Source organism: Alteromonas antoniana (genome assembly GCF_019249295.1).
Taxonomy (GTDB): domain Bacteria; phylum Pseudomonadota; class Gammaproteobacteria; order Enterobacterales; family Alteromonadaceae; genus Alteromonas; species Alteromonas antoniana.
The window spans coordinates 47,338-64,206 of sequence record NZ_JAESDH010000026.1; the positions used below are offsets into that span (position 1 = coordinate 47,338).

The window sequence follows — 16,869 nt, forward strand, 5'->3', positions numbered from 1 at the left end:
AGTTATACGACTTACTTACCCGTTACACGACTGTACAGAGGATGGGAAACACACCAATAACTACCCCCTGTTTCACAGTCGTGGTAGGCTTAGCGAGGTAAAGTATGTAACGAGTCAATCAGGATCCTGACCGCTTATGTCGTTAGCTAACAAAAACATTTTACTCGGTGTAACCGGTGGTATTGCTGCATATAAAGCGCCGGATCTGGTGCGTAAACTGACAGCTGAAGGTGCCAATGTTCGTGTGGTACTGACCGATTCAGCCAGTGAATTCGTTAGCCCGATGTCTCTGCAGGCAGTGTCGGGTAATCCGGTCCACCAGCACTTATTAGATGCAGATGCAGAAGCGGCAATGGGTCATATAGAACTGGCGAAATGGGCAGATATTTTGCTGATCGCTCCCGCAACAGCCAACACTATGGCCAAACTCGCCCACGGCCTGGCTGACGACTTACTCACTACACTGTTTCTTGCCACCACAGCCACCGTTTATATTGCTCCTGCCATGAATCAGCAAATGTGGAAAGCACCGGCTACGCAACGAAATCTCTCTGTTCTGGAAACCTCCGGCATTACGATGTTAGGGCCGGATAGCGGTGAACAGGCCTGCGGTGATGTAGGCACTGGCAGAATGCTGGAACCGCTTGATATTGTTCGCGCCATCAGTGTGCCGCGCAATCAGGAGCTTGCCGGTATGAACGTGGTTATTACTGCCGGCCCGACACGTGAACCGCTGGATCCGGTGAGGTATATATCGAATCACAGCTCCGGAAAAATGGGATATGCGATCGCTCAGGCCGCCCGGCTGGCAGGGGCGAATGTTACCATTATCAGTGGCCCGGTAGCACTGACTACGCCGCCCGGCTGTCAGCGTATTGATGTCATTACCGCTGAAGAAATGCTGAATAAGGCTAAAGCTGAAGCCACAAACTGCGATATATTTATAGCGACAGCCGCTGTGGCCGATTATCGCGCGGCTGAAGTGGCAGATAATAAGCTGAAGAAGTCTTCGGATGAGTTAACACTTACTTTTGTCAAAAACCCTGATATTCTAGCAACTATCGCGGCTTTGGAAGACGGTCCATTTACAGTGGGCTTTGCTGCCGAAAGCCAGAATGTCGAAGCTTACGCCAAAGATAAATTAATAAGAAAGAAGCTCGACATGATTGCTGCCAATGATATTACCCGAGAAGGACTGGGCTTTAACAGTGATGACAATGCACTCCATGTGTATTGGCAAACTGGCGATGCTGAACTCCCGACGGGCAAAAAGAGCGAACTAGCAAAATCGCTGCTGTCGCTGGTAGCAACACACTATAAAAATAAAAAGTCCGGTTAACGCCCTATTAGTACGTTAACAAGACAACTAACAACATACTCAATTTAACACGGAAATACGGGCCATCAGGTCCGGTAGCGGAGGAATTACTCTCGTTATGCCTGCTGTAAAGAAAACCAATCGCCGTGCGCAAATTTTGCAAGCACTGGCAGGGATGCTGGAGACCAGTCCGGGTCAGCGGATCACCACAGCCAAACTGGCAGAAAAGGTGGGTGTCTCTGAAGCGGCGCTGTATCGTCACTTCCCCAGTAAAGCGCGGATGTTTGAAGGCCTTATCGAATTTATCGAAGAGACCCTGTTCACTCGTATCAATAAAATCGTCAACGAAGAGAAAGACTCAGCCGCACGCTGTCAGTTGATCCTGCATCTTATTTTAGGCTTTGCCGAGAAAAATCCGGGTATCACCCGTATTTTGAACGGCGATGCGTTGCTGGGTGAACAAGACCGACTGCGCGCACGCATTGCCAAGCTTTACGAGAGACTGGAAACCCAGCTAAAACAGGTGCTGCGTGAGCGTAAACTTCGCGAAGGCAAAACCCTTGCTGCCGATGAAGGCGTGATTGCCAACATGTTGATTTGCTACACCGACGGTCGCATTAACCTGTTTATTCGCAGTGGTTTTACCCGTAAGCCTACTGAACAATTTGGTGAGCAGTGGCAACTGTTCAAACAGAGCTTTTTATAAGCCGGTAACCGCGCCTGCGTCTAACGCCTGGTTAGACACCAGTAAAAAGTGCCAGACGGGACTTTTTACTGGTTTCGTATTCTAGAACACCTATTACGATGAGCGTTCTTTACTGGCGTTGTAAGCTGCAAGATACTCACTGAATTTATCAGTCATTAGTAAGCGCTGCGTAAGTGCAGTGAAATGCTTTTCCTGTGCATTTACCCACGTAGTGGGAATAACATAATATGCGTGAAGAAAGTTGAGAAACCCACGTCTTACTGCCACATTTCCGTAGCAGAATTTGGGATCACGTAAGCCCTCCACCAGCGCATTTTCATCGCTAATTTTCTGACATACTCCTTGCAGCGCATAGCACGCCTTTCCCATCACCATGACCGGTTTATTCAGTAATAAGGATTCCAGTCCTACTGTAGAGTTTACGGTTAATACGGCTTCTGCTTTGTCTATCAGTGCTTTGGTATCACACTGATTGGCAAACAGTATCCGTGGGTGGAGCTGATGTAACTCATCATGTCGTTTAAGCTCGGAAGGGTGCTCCTTGATAACCAGATAGAGTTCATCGTCATTGATGCTGTCCATTGCACTTTGCAAATGCTGATACAGCTGGCCCATACTTTTAATCCAGGGCGAATTCGTAATTATTTGGCTGTCTGTTTCTACCTGAAATGGCACAAAGACAAACCGGGGGGGTAGCGTATCAACATCGATGCCCTTCGCTTTTGCCCGCGCGGGCGCCCTGGGGATCAGGTGTTGTGGCAATGGCTTGTCGCTATCGAACCGTTTATAAAAATCAGGATCATCGGGTAGTGAGTTCAGGCAGTTAACGCCAGACCAGTCGCAGGTTGTGGTATCGGGCAGCAAGCCATTCTCAAAATACACCACCTTTTTCCCCTGCAACTGCGCCGCCAGCGCAATTGCAGAGCTGGGTAGTTTCTGCCCGTTCCAAACACCTATGACATCTGCATTTTTTCGTTTTATGACCGCACGAAATCTCGCAATGTCATATTTAACAATGCTTTTTGTGACCCTTTTGTACAGCCACCACAAAGCCGTTTTACTCAGTCTTGGATATTTTCGCGCTTTTTTTGCAAAGTGCGGTGTCAGCAAAGATTCCAGTTCCTCTTGTGCGATACCGCCTAAAAACGTCAGATAGCCAGGTTTTGGCAAATGTCCTGTCACCTTCACTACCTTGACGTTCAACGACGTCGCTTTTGCGAAAGCAGTAAAATAACGGATATGCGAACTTCCGCGCGCCATCAACAGATAAGTGAGTGAATTTTCCTGACTCAATCCTTTCCCCTTTCGATAAATCAGGTCTTTGCGTGCGAGAATGGTACACTCTTGGCAGCAGAAAGTAACGCTTTGAGCCTGAAACATCCCCCTCAAACAGGCAGTTTTAATAAGCCTGCGGCAGATGCAAAACACAACGCTTTACCACGTTACACAGCGACTCAGTAATGCAGTGGGTTTACACGTTTTGATTCATCCACGGGTAAACGTATGGTGACTGTTTCCTATGCGAACGGCCACAAAAAAGCAGCGCCGGAGCGCTGCTTTTTATGCTGTGAAAAGCCGAAGCTTATCGGCCGAATGTGGTTCCGAAGAAGTCACCCTCATTCCAGGCAGGACGCTTCTCCTGATTCGCCAGTGTCAGGCCGATTTGCGCATTCACCTCGGTAAAGGTTTTTGCCGCATCCCAGTTAAAGGGCTGGTTAATGTCATCACTAGGCTTGTGATAATGAGTAGACAGGAACTGACCAAACACTTTGCTGCCGTCAACATCAGGATCTTTTGATGTCAGGCCTGGCACCATAAAGACTGCCGGCACACCCTGCTTCACAAAGGCGTAGTGATCAGAGCGGGTAAACAGCGCCTGCTCTGGCCAGGGATCGGCGCTGAGTTTGATATCAGCATTCGCTGCAGCCTGCTCAACAGAGGCTTTAAGATCGCTGTGACTGGCGCCAAATGCGATGACATCAGCAAATTCGTAGGTAAGTATTGGCATGTCCAGATTCACATTAGCCACCATGCTTTCCACCGGAACCGTAGGGTTACGGGCAAAATAATCTGCGCCAAGCAGCCCTTTCTCTTCACCCGTCACAGACACAAACAAGATGGAACGCTTAGGCTTGTTGTCCATTTCACTGAACAAGCGTGCGGTTTCCAGCATGACAGCAGTACCGGAAGCGTTATCCATAGCGCCATTGTTGATGTTGTCTTTTTTCACGGTTTTCGAGAAGCCGATGTGATCAGAGTGCGCCGAGTACACCACATACTCGTTTTTCAGCTCGGGATCTGACCCTTCCAGCATGCCGATAACGTTAGGGCTGGAAATTTGCTCATGCTGACTTTTGCGCGAAAGCGATACTTTTCCTTTAAGTGCAAACCCTGCCGGAGACTTGTCTTCTTCCAGGTCAGCGTAAACAGCTTCCAGCGTGCGAGGGGCATCTTTAAACAAAATTTTTGCCGCGCCTTCGCTTAAGTAGGCACCGCCTTTAAGCTGCTCGAATCGATTAGCCGGGGTACCATCTTCCTGTAGCCAGGCCATGCTCGGCGTATGGATATAGCTCAGGCGGCTTTGGTAAGGACGCACCTTCTCATTTTTAGGTGTCGTGACCGTGATCACGCCAACTGCACCACGCTCAGCGGCGTACTTGTTTTTCTGGTATCCGGAAGCGAAATGCGCGCCTTCTTCAGAAGGAAACGATGCCGGCTTACCGGCAAGCGTCACGACAATTTTGCCATCGACATCCATGCCGTCATAATCGTTGTGCTCAAGCTCGTCTGCCACGATGCCGTAGCCTACGAAAACCATTTCTGCTTCTACAGCAGAGGTTTCAGACAACAGGCTTGGCCCCATCAGATATTGCTTTGGATAGCTCAGCGACGTTGTACCTTCATCGGTGGTTATGGTGAACTCAGGCGACTCCTGCACCAGTATCGATTTACGGAATTTCACGTCCTGCATAAAACCGTCAGTACCTGCCGGGGTTAACCCGTATTTAGCAAATTCGGTAGCAATATAAAGCGCGGCAATGTCGTGCCCGCGAGAACCGGTATCCCGCCCTTCTAACAAATCATCTGCTAAGAAAAACAAATGCGATTTGATGCGTTGGGTATCAGGTTGAAACCCGGTCGACGGAGCACTTTCATTATGTGCTGACACAGTCAGGCTCAATGCGGCAGCCAGGCCGCCAAGTAACAGTTTTCTAATCATAGTGGTCTGTTTCGTTAAAAATCCGGCAGGCATAGTAACGCAGGTACCAAATTTTACCAATTTTGCTGCCACAGCTTTGCGTTATATCGCTTGACCACGCGATAGTTTGCGCTAGTCTCTAGAGAGAGTTTATCTTTGTTAATATTTCATGCAGTCGGTCAGTTTTGCATCAGACAATCGCGAATGAGCGTAGTTTAGTGGGTCTAAATAAGCGAATTTGTGAGCAGTATGATGCAAAACTGGCCACTGCCCGAAGGGTTGGGATTAAAATGGCTGCTAACTGCGTTGTCGCTGACTTATTTGGATTGCCAAACGACGTCAACGACGCCTTGTTTTCAACCATTTTAGTCACCAACATGAATAATGAACAAAGATAAACTCTCTCTAGGGATCTTAGCGACAGGAACCCCGATATGCCCAGAACCGCCCTGTACGATGTAGAAACCATTCTGAGCCAGGCCGTTGATATTTTTCTGGAGCACAGTTTCCACAGTGCCATCATGGACGAAATCATCGCCCGCACTGAATTTAACCGTCGTGGTTTTTATCTCGAGTTTGGCAGCAAACAAGCGTTTTTATACCGGGTGTTACAGCACTATCTGGATACCGAGTTGATGCCGGTGGTCAAAGAACTGGAAAACCATCAGGGGATGAACTCTATTCACGCGTTTTTCATTCGTTATATTCCGTTAATCCACCGGCGTGGCTGCTTGCTGATAAATTGTCTGACCGAACTGGGTAAACAGGATGAGCAAATCCGCGAAATGGGCCGCCATTATCTCGACCGTCTGCAGCTGGACTTTATCGGCTGTCTGGAAAAGGCGCAGCAACTTGGCGAACTGGGCCCTCATGTGAATATCGAATCGGCGGCGCTGCAGTTGACCAGTTATGTTCAGGGCTTTGCTGTGAATGCTATCCTGGCCGAAGATACCGATGAAATGTACATTGCCACAGAAGCGCTTTTATCCCCTTTGCAGAGGCATGGAAACTCAGGTTAAAATTCGCGACCAGCTGCCATGGTGGCAGTGAGTGCCAGTTTTAATGACTCGTTGGTAACACTGGCACACAAGGCGAGTTCGAGGTATTCAGATTCCATGTCCACCCCAAATAATGATCCGATTTACCGTGTACAATTTGTCAGTAATGGCGAAAGGTATGAGTTGTATGTGCGCGAGCTCTCTCAGGGGAGTCTGTTCGGCTTTGTTGAGATTGGCGATTTTGTCTGGGATACACACACCAGCGTGGTTGTCGATCCCAGCCATGAAAAACTGAAAAGTGAATTTAGCGATGTCACACGGACTTACGTTCCGATGCACAATGTGCTGCGCATTGACGCGGTAAAGCGACAAGGGACTGCCAAAATCACTCCGATATCTGATAAAGTAACGGCATTCCCCAATCCGATTTATACACCCAAGAAAGAGTAATCACCCCGGTGTGCCCGGGCGAAGTTACCGGAGAGCGCATGTTTAAGTTAACTCTGTTCAGACCGCTTGCAGCACTAGTGCTGTGTTTCGCTAGTATCACAGCCACTGCTGCCCCTGCCCCGGATAAACAGCTGCATTCGTTGCTTGAAACCATCTGGGATTATGAAATATCCACCTCGCCACTTATGGCGAGCCGCGAAGGCGTGAAAGGATATGATCATCTGTTGTCTGACATTTCACCTGAGGCGTTAGCGACGCAGAATAAACAGTGGATCCGCTTCTCTGAACAGTTAGCGGCTATTGATGCCGATGCACTGAGTCAGGAAGATCGCATCAGCTTATTAATGCAGCAATATCGGCTGAACAACAAAATTGATCAATACCGTTTTCATGCTCACTGGGTGCCTCTGACATCAGAGTATGGTTTTCACAGTGCCATGAGTTCGTTGCCGGGCAGCGTCATCTTTAAAACTGAAAAAGACTATCAGAACTACCTGTCTCGTCTGGGGGCGATCAGCGGTTACTTCGACCAGCAGATGGCTTACATGAGAAAGGGTCTCGACGCTGGCTACACGCAGCCAAAAGTCGTTCTGCAGGGTTTTGAAGAATCAGTTGTTCCTTTCATTGTTGAAAACCCTACGGAAAGTCAGTTTTTCAAACCTTTTACGGAGTTTCCCAGCCACATTAGTGCTGAAAGCCAGGATGCATTAATCAAAGCGGCCAAATCGGTGATCATGACAGACGTGGTTCCCGCCTATCAGCGCTTTTATGACTTTCTGAAAACCGAGTATATTCCAGGTGCCAGAGATGACATCGCGGCCAAAAACTGGCCGGATGGTGAAGCGTATTATCAGAATCGTGCGCGTCATTACACCACCACAGATATGACCGCGGAAGAGATCCATGAATTGGGTCTGAGCGAAGTTAAGCGTATCCGTGCAGAGATGCAGGCAATTGTCGATAAGCTGGAATACGACGGCAGCATTGACGACTTTATACAGTTTCTGCGTACTGATCCGCAATTCTATGCCTCTACACCAGAAGCCCTGCTGAAAGAAGCGTCATTTATTGCAAAGAAAATGGACGCCCGGCTGCCACAGTTATTTGAGTTGTTGCCGCGAATTCCTTACGGCGTCGCGCCGGTACCTGACAGTATAGCGCCTAAATATACCACCGGGCGCTATGTTCATCCTTCGCGGGATGATCAGCCGGGTTATTACTGGGTAAATACCTATGCACTGGATAAGCGCCCGCTGTACGCGTTAACAGCGCTGACGCTGCATGAAGCGGTGCCTGGTCATCATTTACAGATTTCACTGGCTGCAGAGTTAGATGACTTACCAAAGGTCAGACAGGACACGTATATTTCCGCCTTTGGCGAAGGCTGGGGACTGTATTCGGAGTATCTGGGTATCGAAGTGGGAATGTATGAAGATCCTTATGATGATTTTGGCCGTCTGAGCTATGAGATGTGGCGAGCGTGCCGCCTGGTTGTCGATACCGGCATGCACATGTTTGGCTGGTCCCGCGATAAGGCGCTGGATTATATGATGAAAAATACCGCGCTTTCAGAGCACAACGTCAGAACCGAAATTGATCGCTATATTTCATGGCCGGCGCAAGCGCTGTCTTACAAAATTGGCGAAATCAAAATTAAAGCGTTACGTCAGAAAGCCGAAGATGCACTCGGACCGAACTTCGATGTACGCAAATTTCATAAAGCCGTGCTCGCCCATGGTTCGGTACCGCTGTTTATTCTTGAAGAAAATATCGATCGGTTTATTCAATCTGAGCTGGAGAAGACATGATAGTTGGATTGGGAAGCATTATCGCGTTGTTGGTGATCATGCTAATTTTTTTCGTCCTTCGAGGTCAGAATATGCAACGTGAGCTGGCGCTCACACGGCAATCAGCCAAAACAAACGCTAAGAAAGTAAATTACGCGTATACCAGCCTGGTGGTGGTGACGAATAATCTGCAGCAGATTTTTGTTTCCCGAGTGGAAAAAGCCCATCAACGGGCTCTCATCAGTGAAGACCAGTACGGCATTCTGTCGATTCTTGCCAGTCAGTATTCCCGTGTTGTGATGGATTGCTGTGAAAAAGAAGCGACAGTCGAAGAAGCGCTTAAAAAGTCATTAAAGAAGACTGCAGTCACCATTGAGGAAGTCAAAGACATCGTGAAGGAGTTTCCCAGCGAAGTCAGAATGGCGTGGGCTAAAAACACCCCGGATGGTTTCACGGCGGCGATGAATCACATTTCGCAGTACATCAATGGCAAGCAGAAAAAATCTACGACAGATCAAGAAGCTGAAGCCAAAGCGTCGTAACTGTGTTGTAAAAAATAAGACCTGACATATAATACTGTACATGCATACAGTATTATATCGTCATGGTTGAATCTCTCTCTACACTGGAAAAGCATCCGCTGATATGGCGGGGTACCCAAACCCCGTCAGCCGTGTCGCGCTTGCCAACCGGTCATGCCATATTAGACAAACACATACTTGGCGGCCTTCCCAGTGCCGGTCTGGTTCGTGTCCAGGCTCATGTGGGGGTGGGTGAGCTGTCTCTGCTCAAAGGGGCCCTGTTGTCCGGTCGCCGGCATAAACTACGGGTCTTTATAAATGCGCCTGGCGATCTTCACGCTCCCTGGCTACACCACAGTGGCTTTGACGATACCACTACGCTGCAGGTTACCCCTGCAAGCGACGAAGAGGCGTTGTGGTCAGCAGAACAATGTCTGAAAAGCGGCGTGTGTCACAGTGTCATACTCTGGGTTTCCGACTTACAAGCCAGACAAGCACGCAGACTGCAGATTGCAGCCAGCGATAACGACTGCCTTTGTCTGCTTTACCAGCACCGTAATATAGTCTCAGGACTGCCTGTGGTTTTGGATTTAAAAGTCAACCCACATGGCCAGGGGCTGTGTGTCGACATCGTAAAAATTCAGGGAGGAAAACCGGTAGATAACCTTTACCTTCCGTTAAGTCATACTCCTGATAACAGCGTGATATTGCGACTGACCCGCCACGCTCACCAACACTCTCCTCATCTCTCCTCGGTGAGTTAAGCATCATGTTGTGGGCCTATTTAGACTTTACCCAACTCACTCTGGATTTGTCCGGTTCAGAGAGAGCCAGCGCACCAGCCGCAGTGTATAACGAGCAGGAAAATGTCATTGTGCAACGGTGCGCTGAAGCAGCAAAGCAAGGTATTATGCCGGGGATGGGCCTGGCTCAGGCCGCCGCGTTGTGTCCTGACGTAACCATCACGGTTTATGTCCGAGATAAAGAGGTAGAACATCTGCACTCTCTGGCCGCCCGTCTGTATCAGATAGCATCCGACATTGTGGTGATCACTCCGGCCGCGCTGGCAATAAGACTGGATAACCTTTGTCATTACTATGGCTCTGTAGCAGCAACCTGGAAGGCGATTGTCAGTGAGCTGGCTCCCATGAGTGTAAACTTCGCCTATGCCTCTAGCTGGTCAGTTGAATGTGCAAGAGTGCTGGCTAAAGCCAACTGCAATGACATTTACACGGATAAAAAAGCGATCTCCGCTGCCTTAAAGAAATGTCAGATTTCTCATTTGGACCTCGATCACTCGCAACGATCAACGCTACACCGGGTAGGTATATTTACACTCGAGCGCTTATTGTCACTGTCTGTCAGCGAGCTTGGAAAGCGGTTTAACAACCAGACCATCCGGTATCTTACCGCCGTTCGGGGTGACGCTTACCCAACCTATTTACTCTACCGCCCTGCGGAGAGGTTTGTGCGCCATAAGGATGTTGCTTACGAAATAGAAAACACCCAGCACTTACTGCCTTACATTACTGCCCTGCTTGAAGATTTAGCCGTTTTTCTGAGACTGAGAAACAAAGTCGTCAGCGACCTTTCAATAAACCTTTACTATCGTGACCAGGCAGCAACTACAGTATTGGTGCGCTCTGCGGTGGGCCTTAGCAACGTAAAGCAATGGCTGGATATTGCGTCACTGCAGTTAGAAAACATCTCACTGGATGCGCCGGTTATCAGTCTTCGATTATGCGCCGATGAACTTCAGGAACACGACGCGGCCAATCAGGATTTCTTTCAGGACCGGCATCAGTATTTTGCTCAGAAGCAGTTAATGAGCCGACTTCAGGCAAGACTGGGCGATCACAATGTCATTGTGCCTGCATCAGGCAACGATCACAGAATGGAGCGTCAGACAGAAAGCGGAGGCAACAGCGCGGCAGATACAAGAAGCCAGTGGCTTCCGGCTATCAGGCTGGTTGCGCCAGCCCCCCTGACCACTCCCTGCCATATCACTTTTGGTCCGGTCAGGCTGCAAACCGGTTGGTGGGACGAGAAAGCGGTAAAGCGAGACTACTTTATTGCCAAAACCCAATCTGGAGAGTTCATACAGATTTTTCGTAACGCCAGGCAGCACTGGTTTATTCAGGGTTACTACGCCTAGTTACTATGTATAGTGAACTCTTTTGCCAAAGCAATTTCAGCTTTCTGATGGGGGCCTCCTCACCAGAAGAAATCGTGACTACGGCATCGTTTCTTGGCTACCGTGCTGTCGCCATAACCGATGAATGCTCCGTCGCCGGAGTTGTGCGGGCGCACGCGGAAATCAAACTGTGTCGGCTGCCGATATCCCTGATTGTCGGCAGCTATTTTACGTTTGATGACTTTTCCTTTGTTTTGTTATGCCCCAATAAAGCCGCTTATAGCGAATTATGCAGGATCATCACTCAGGCCCGGCGACGAGAAGAAAAAGGCAGTTATGCATTATCGGAATGGGACATCACCAGCCTGCGATACTGCTTTATTTTATGGCTGCCGACAGGAAGCAAGGACAAGGATGGAAAATGGGCACAATGGCTGAAGCGTTTTCATGCAGACCGCTGCTGGATTGCCGGTCAAAGGCTATTAGATGGAGAGGATCACCTTCGCTTTAAACACTATGAAATGCTTTTCGAAAAATACGCTATACCTGTGGCGGCTTGCACCGGCGTATTAATGCATCATAAAGACAGGTTACCTTTACAGCACACGCTACATGCAATCAGAGAGCATACAACGGTAGAAGCGCTTGGCCGTCAGGCAATTGCCAATGCCGAGCGAGCGCTGCGACCTGTTAGCAAAATCAACAAGCTGTATCCGACATCATGGGTAAATAACACGCAACAGATTGCCGCGCAGTTTAGTTTTTCGCTGGATGAACTGAAATATCAGTACCCTGCCGAACTGGTACCGGATGGATTTACTGCCACCTCCTATCTCAGGTACTGCGTTGAAGAAGGTATACAACGCCGTTTCCCTGAAGGTTTAGCAGACAGTATCAGGGCCACTATCGAAAAAGAGCTAACCCTGATTGCTGAACAGGAGTACGAATACTTTTTCCTTACCCTGTACGATATTGTTCAATTCGCGAAAAAGCAGAAGATTTTATATCAGGGGCGCGGTTCGGCAGCGAACTCTGTGGTTTGCTATTGTCTGGAGATTACTGCGGTAGATCCAAGACAGATAAATGTTCTTTTTGAACGCTTTATTTCAAAGGAACGGGACGAGCCACCTGATATAGACGTAGATTTTGAACACCAGCGTCGTGAAGAAGTAATCCAGTATATCTATCAAAAATACGGTCGTGAACGAACTGCACTGGCGGCTACAGTCATCGCGTATCGGTTTAAAAGCGCATTTCGGCAGGTAGGTAAAGCACTGGGGTTTGCAGAATCACAACTTGATTTCGTCATAAAGAAAATTAACCGCCGTGACCGCACCATCCCCTGGCAAACACAGATCACCCAGCACGGGCTGGATGCCAGAAGCAAGAAAGTGAAGCAACTCATCAGTCTGGTAGAGCAAATTGTCGGTTTTCCCCGACATTTATCGCAACACGTTGGCGGCTTCGTTATTTCTGCCGGTCCGCTGTACGAGCTGGTACCTGTTGAGAATGCCTCGATGGCAGAAAGAACGGTTATTCAGTGGGATAAAGATGATCTTGAGTCTCTGGGGCTGCTGAAAGTCGATGTTCTGGCATTAGGCATGCTGACGGCTATCAGGAAAACCTTTGACAGTCTGGCAGCTCAGTATCCTGTCACGCCATCTATCCCTTTTATCACGCGCTTGGGGGATGATCATCAGGTTTTCGACATGATATGCAAAGCCGACACCGTGGGCGTATTTCAGATTGAGTCACGGGCTCAGATGACGATGTTACCCAGACTAAAGCCTCGGTGTTATTACGACCTGGTCGTTCAGATTGCCATTGTGCGCCCCGGTCCTATTCAGGGAGATATGGTGCACCCTTACCTTTTGCGTCGTCATGGCAAAGAGGCAGTCAGTTACCCCTCAACTGAAGTCGAGCAGGTGCTGTCACGCACAATGGGGGTACCGATTTTTCAGGAACAGGTAATACAACTTGCCATGGTTGCCGCTGGTTTTACGGGCGGTGAAGCCGATCAGCTTCGCCGGGCAATGGCAAGCTGGAAGAAGGATGGCCGTATTTATGAGTTCAAAGATAAATTAATTTCCGGTATGACCGCTAAAGGTTACAGCACAGCGTTTGCCGAGCAGCTGTTTGAGCAGATTAAAGGTTTTGGCGGCTATGGCTTTCCGGAATCCCACTCGGCCTCCTTTGCGGTATTAGCTTATGTGTCCTGTTGGTTAAAACATTATTTCCCGGTCGAGTTTTATCTTGGCTTGTTAAACAGCTGGCCGATGGGCTTTTATACACCGGCTCAGCTTATTCAGGATGCAAAGCACCATGGAATTACCATACGCCCTGTTTGTATTAATCACTCAGAAATTGAACACACTCTCGTATTGAGCCAGGGAGAGAAAGTCATTCAGCTGGGACTATGTATTGTGAAAGGCTTGTCTGAACACAGCGCGTCGGTATTAATTCAATCCCGGCCGGAGAAAGGGTATGAGAGTATCGCTGCTATCCAGCAACTTGGATTACCAGGTAACGATATTGAAGCGCTGGCAAGTGCAAATGGATTTGCGATGCTGACAGAGAATCGCTATGCCGCGAGATGGGAAATTATGGACCAGCAACACACGTTGCCATTATTCGCTAGTGAATCCAGTCAGCACGAATTTCCATTTCGTCCTTCTGAGGCAGATAACCTGCTGGAAGATTATGCCTCAACGTCGGTATCTCTGGAGCAACATCCTGTCTCACTGTTGCGCAAACATCGTGATTTGAGCCGCTTTATACCAGCAAGTAACTTACATTGTATTGAGAATAAGGGTGTTGTTCACGTAATCGGCTGTGTTACCGGCAGACAGGCCCCGGGTACCGCATCCGGTGTTACTTTCATTACACTGGAAGATGAAACCGGGAATATGAATGTTGTTGTCTGGCAGGCGACAGCCAGACAACAACAGTCGGCTTATCTAAGCGCAACTATTTTACAAATTGATGGGATCCTTGAGCGTTCTCCTGAGGGTGTAACACACATCATCGCCGGCAAACTAACAGACCGTTCTGACTGGCTGTCCTCGCTGCGAATTGCTTCAAGAGACTTCCATTAATCTGCTTTTTCTTCAAAAACATCGCCGGCTACCAACGGCGACACTGACGAAAGCGATTACCGAATGCGGTTTGTTTCATAGATGCTTTTGATTTGATGGAATGTTAGGAATAGTCCATACCGACTAACGAGGTTTTCGTTTTCTGCTTCACACAATTTTAGGTGAAATAGTATTACCCACTTCATTGACGCGGGTAATGGTGACACCATTACCCGCCTACCAAAAACTTAAAAAACATAACCGATTAAACGAAAGAACAATGGCTTACTGTTTTACTCCAATGCGGCTTTGAGATACTTTGATAATAGTGCCATGGAGGTTAAATGCTCAGGTTAACTTTTGCTGTCTTATTCTCTTCCCTACTGTCTCTTACTTCGCAGGCAGAAACCTTCATTATTGGTGCACAGAATATTCAGTACTATCCGCACTATGATTTTTCTCAGGAGAACGATAAGGGTCTGGCCTGGGCTATTCTTGAGGCTTACGCCGACCAATCCGGCCATGAGCTCATTTACCACGATATGCCTATCAAACGCCTGCAACTGGAGATGCGTAAAGGCAATGTCGACTTTGTATATCCGGATAATCCCAAGTGGTACAACCAAATCGTACCGGCTTCAGAGAAATACTTTTCGGCCCCGCTTACTCGAGCTCTCGGCGGCACTATTGTTAATCCGAATGACGTTGGCAAAGGAATCGACAGGATCCAGCGACTTAGTATTCCTCTTGGCTTTACACCGGTGAACTGGCAACAGCGAGTCGACCTGAAGCAAACGCGTCTGGTCCCGGTTAGCGACACGTTATCGGCGCTTTACTTGCTAAAAAAAGATCGTGTGGACGCAGCGAATCTGGAGTATTCCGTCACCCAGTACCTGACGCTAACAAGCCCACAGTATGGACCTTTTACGCTTGACCCGGCACTTCCTTACGATAATGTTGGCTTTATGCTTTCCACTATCAACCACCCTGCCGTGCTCACGGATATCAATACCTTTATAAGAACACACGGCGAGCTCATTGATTCACTCAAGCAAAAATACAACTTAAGAGATCCCGAGATTATCCTTAAGGAGTTACGGGAGCGTTTCTACCCCTGAAAATCGAACAACCTGATTCTCTTCTGTATAGGTATTTAGCGCGGAGAAAATTTCGTCGTGCCACTTTGAGGCTTTACTGACACCATAGTAAGTTTCAATCTCCAGCATTTCTTCAATTTGTATATCGTCTGGGATGGGGAGTGTGCCTCTGGCTATTAAATATCGATATGGTCTCATATAGGTCAGCACTCCCCCCGTGCGCCCGCGCAAAAAGACGTTAACGGCGTCGTTTCCATTAGGTAAATCAACAAAGGTAAAGTTCATATCATCTAACTTTTGACGTACTCCGTGATAATCAAACCCCCTTATAGCAGATACCGTATTAATATCGCTTAACGATAGGTTGGTTAACAACGCTACCTTCAAATTGGCAAAGGGTACGTGATGGAAGTCAACGTGCTGTTTAATCGCAGACGTGCTGTTAACATTAATAGTGACATCTACTTTGCCTTCTTTGATCAAGGTGTAGAGTCTTGCTGCCGGTGCACAGTAAATGTCGACATCAAAGCCGGCATCACCGAATACCTTTCTGGAGATCTCAACAGCGGGACCGCTGCAGTCGCCATTATCAGACTGCTGCAGAATAAGGGGAGGAAATACTACCAGCCCAATCGTAATCTGCTTTTGTAGGTGTGCATAGGATGACGCACTGTAAAGCAGTATGAATCCAGCTAGTAAGGTTTTAAAACAACTGATAGACACGTCACTTTGCTGTTTGATGAACGTTTTGTATAGTATAACAACAATCGGCTGACTGCACAGTTTCCACATTAAGGCGTCAGCTCGTATAAAAAAGCAAGCTTATACATTGTCTCTATTGTGTGCTGGTGCAATACCGGACTAAGTAAAATCAGCAAAAAAGTGTCCCACTTTCTCCCTATCGTTTAATCAAGCCAACAGCTTATTTATTTAACTTACTGATATTCCATCACAATAGCGTATGGCATGTTTCCTGTTTGTAATACAACTCGGACTAACTATTCACTATATTGGAGTTATATTATGCGATTCGTCACTCAGACCGCACTTTTCTCACTTCTGTTATCTTTTCAAGCTATTGCTCTTCAGAACGACATCACAGCAGACATGAATAATGACGATGCACAGAAATCCTCTGAACACCCGGTTGCCAGTAGTGAGTTTGATTTAATGGACAAAAATAAAGATGGTGTTGTTACAGAACAGGAAGCATCAGATATCGGCGTAAATAATCTATTCAGTGATATGGATAGTAATGGCGATGGTGTGCTAAGCCAAAAAGAGTATATGAACTATCGTGATGAGGATACTCCACAAATTAGAGAAGACTTCTAATTTCCAGATACACAATCTGTAAATTCAAATACACAGGCGTTACCAAACCTCTGTGGACGCGGATAGCTGCAGATAAGCTTTTAGAAGGCACTTCATACAACGAAAAAAGCCCGCTCATTTGAGCGGGCTTTTCGAATTGGGAGCTTGGCGGTGTGCTACTCTCACATGGGGAGACCCCACACTACCATCGCCGCTAACGTGTTTCACTTCTGAGTTCGGAATGGGATCAGGTGGTGCCACGTCGCTATGG

At 47.9% G+C, this 16,869-nt stretch carries 14 protein-coding genes and 1 rRNA gene; 11 read left to right on the forward strand and 4 right to left on the reverse strand.

Features of this window, described 5'->3' with window-relative positions; all coding sequences use genetic code 11:
- Positions 1-136: 136 nt before the first annotated feature.
- On the forward strand, positions 137-1,339 hold the full coding sequence (gene coaBC / locus JKP77_RS18265; RefSeq protein WP_218312602.1) for a bifunctional phosphopantothenoylcysteine decarboxylase/phosphopantothenate--cysteine ligase CoaBC: 1,203 nt from the start codon (positions 137-139) through the stop codon (positions 1,337-1,339).
- Positions 1,340-1,436: 97 nt separating this feature from the next.
- Positions 1,437-2,024, forward strand: coding sequence for a nucleoid occlusion factor SlmA (slmA, locus tag JKP77_RS18270; protein WP_218312603.1), 588 nt, complete (start codon positions 1,437-1,439; stop codon positions 2,022-2,024).
- Between the two features lie 93 nt (positions 2,025-2,117).
- Here the strand turns inward: slmA and JKP77_RS18275 are convergent, their stop codons facing one another.
- Positions 2,118-3,317, reverse strand: coding sequence for a capsular polysaccharide export protein, LipB/KpsS family (locus JKP77_RS18275; RefSeq protein WP_218312604.1), 1,200 nt, complete (start codon positions 3,315-3,317; stop codon positions 2,118-2,120).
- A gap of 289 nt (positions 3,318-3,606) precedes the next feature.
- Complete coding sequence (locus tag JKP77_RS18280; RefSeq protein ID WP_218312605.1) at positions 3,607-5,244, reverse strand: M28 family metallopeptidase; 1,638 nt, start codon at positions 5,242-5,244, stop codon at positions 3,607-3,609.
- A 413-nt stretch (positions 5,245-5,657) separates the two neighbouring features.
- On the opposite strand from JKP77_RS18280, the gene JKP77_RS18285 reads away from it, so the two are divergent.
- From JKP77_RS18285 to JKP77_RS18320, 8 genes are all read left to right on the forward strand, one after another.
- A complete protein-coding gene (locus JKP77_RS18285) occupies positions 5,658-6,242 on the forward strand; it encodes a TetR/AcrR family transcriptional regulator (protein ID WP_218312606.1) in 585 nt (194 codons plus the stop codon).
- A gap of 96 nt (positions 6,243-6,338) precedes the next feature.
- Positions 6,339-6,671: a DUF1820 family protein gene (locus JKP77_RS18290; RefSeq protein ID WP_218312607.1), complete on the forward strand. Its 333-nt coding sequence runs from the start codon at positions 6,339-6,341 to the stop codon at positions 6,669-6,671.
- 38 nt (positions 6,672-6,709) lie between these two features.
- Positions 6,710-8,479, forward strand: coding sequence for a DUF885 domain-containing protein (locus tag JKP77_RS18295; protein WP_218312608.1), 1,770 nt, complete (start codon positions 6,710-6,712; stop codon positions 8,477-8,479).
- Positions 8,476-9,000, forward strand: a complete 525-nt coding sequence (locus JKP77_RS18300) for a hypothetical protein (protein WP_218312609.1) — start codon at positions 8,476-8,478, stop codon at positions 8,998-9,000. Before JKP77_RS18295 ends, JKP77_RS18300 begins: the two co-directional genes overlap by 4 nt.
- A 62-nt stretch (positions 9,001-9,062) precedes the next feature.
- Entirely contained in the window at positions 9,063-9,743 is a 681-nt protein-coding gene (locus JKP77_RS18305) for a recombinase RecA (RefSeq protein ID WP_218312610.1), read from the forward strand.
- A gap of 5 nt (positions 9,744-9,748) precedes the next feature.
- Positions 9,749-11,134, forward strand: coding sequence for a Y-family DNA polymerase (locus tag JKP77_RS18310; protein WP_218312611.1), 1,386 nt, complete (start codon positions 9,749-9,751; stop codon positions 11,132-11,134).
- Positions 11,135-11,139: 5 nt separating this feature from the next.
- The gene (locus JKP77_RS18315; RefSeq protein ID WP_218312612.1) at positions 11,140-14,208 is read left to right on the forward strand and encodes an error-prone DNA polymerase; all 3,069 of its coding nucleotides are present in this window, start codon (positions 11,140-11,142) and stop codon (positions 14,206-14,208) included.
- Positions 14,209-14,531: 323 nt separating this feature from the next.
- Positions 14,532-15,305: a type 2 periplasmic-binding domain-containing protein gene (locus tag JKP77_RS18320; RefSeq protein ID WP_218312613.1), complete on the forward strand. Its 774-nt coding sequence runs from the start codon at positions 14,532-14,534 to the stop codon at positions 15,303-15,305.
- Here JKP77_RS18320 and JKP77_RS18325 read toward each other — a convergent pair.
- Complete coding sequence (locus JKP77_RS18325; RefSeq protein WP_218312614.1) at positions 15,282-16,007, reverse strand: substrate-binding periplasmic protein; 726 nt, start codon at positions 16,005-16,007, stop codon at positions 15,282-15,284. The two genes, JKP77_RS18320 and JKP77_RS18325, sit on opposite strands and share 24 nt — an antisense overlap.
- 300 nt (positions 16,008-16,307) lie before the next feature.
- On the opposite strand from JKP77_RS18325, the gene JKP77_RS18330 reads away from it, so the two are divergent.
- The gene (locus JKP77_RS18330; protein WP_218312615.1) at positions 16,308-16,619 is read left to right on the forward strand and encodes a hypothetical protein; all 312 of its coding nucleotides are present in this window, start codon (positions 16,308-16,310) and stop codon (positions 16,617-16,619) included.
- A gap of 142 nt (positions 16,620-16,761) precedes the next feature.
- On the opposite strand, the gene rrf is transcribed toward JKP77_RS18330, so the two are convergent.
- Positions 16,762-16,869, reverse strand: a 5S ribosomal RNA gene (gene rrf, locus JKP77_RS18335); the annotation flags it as partial.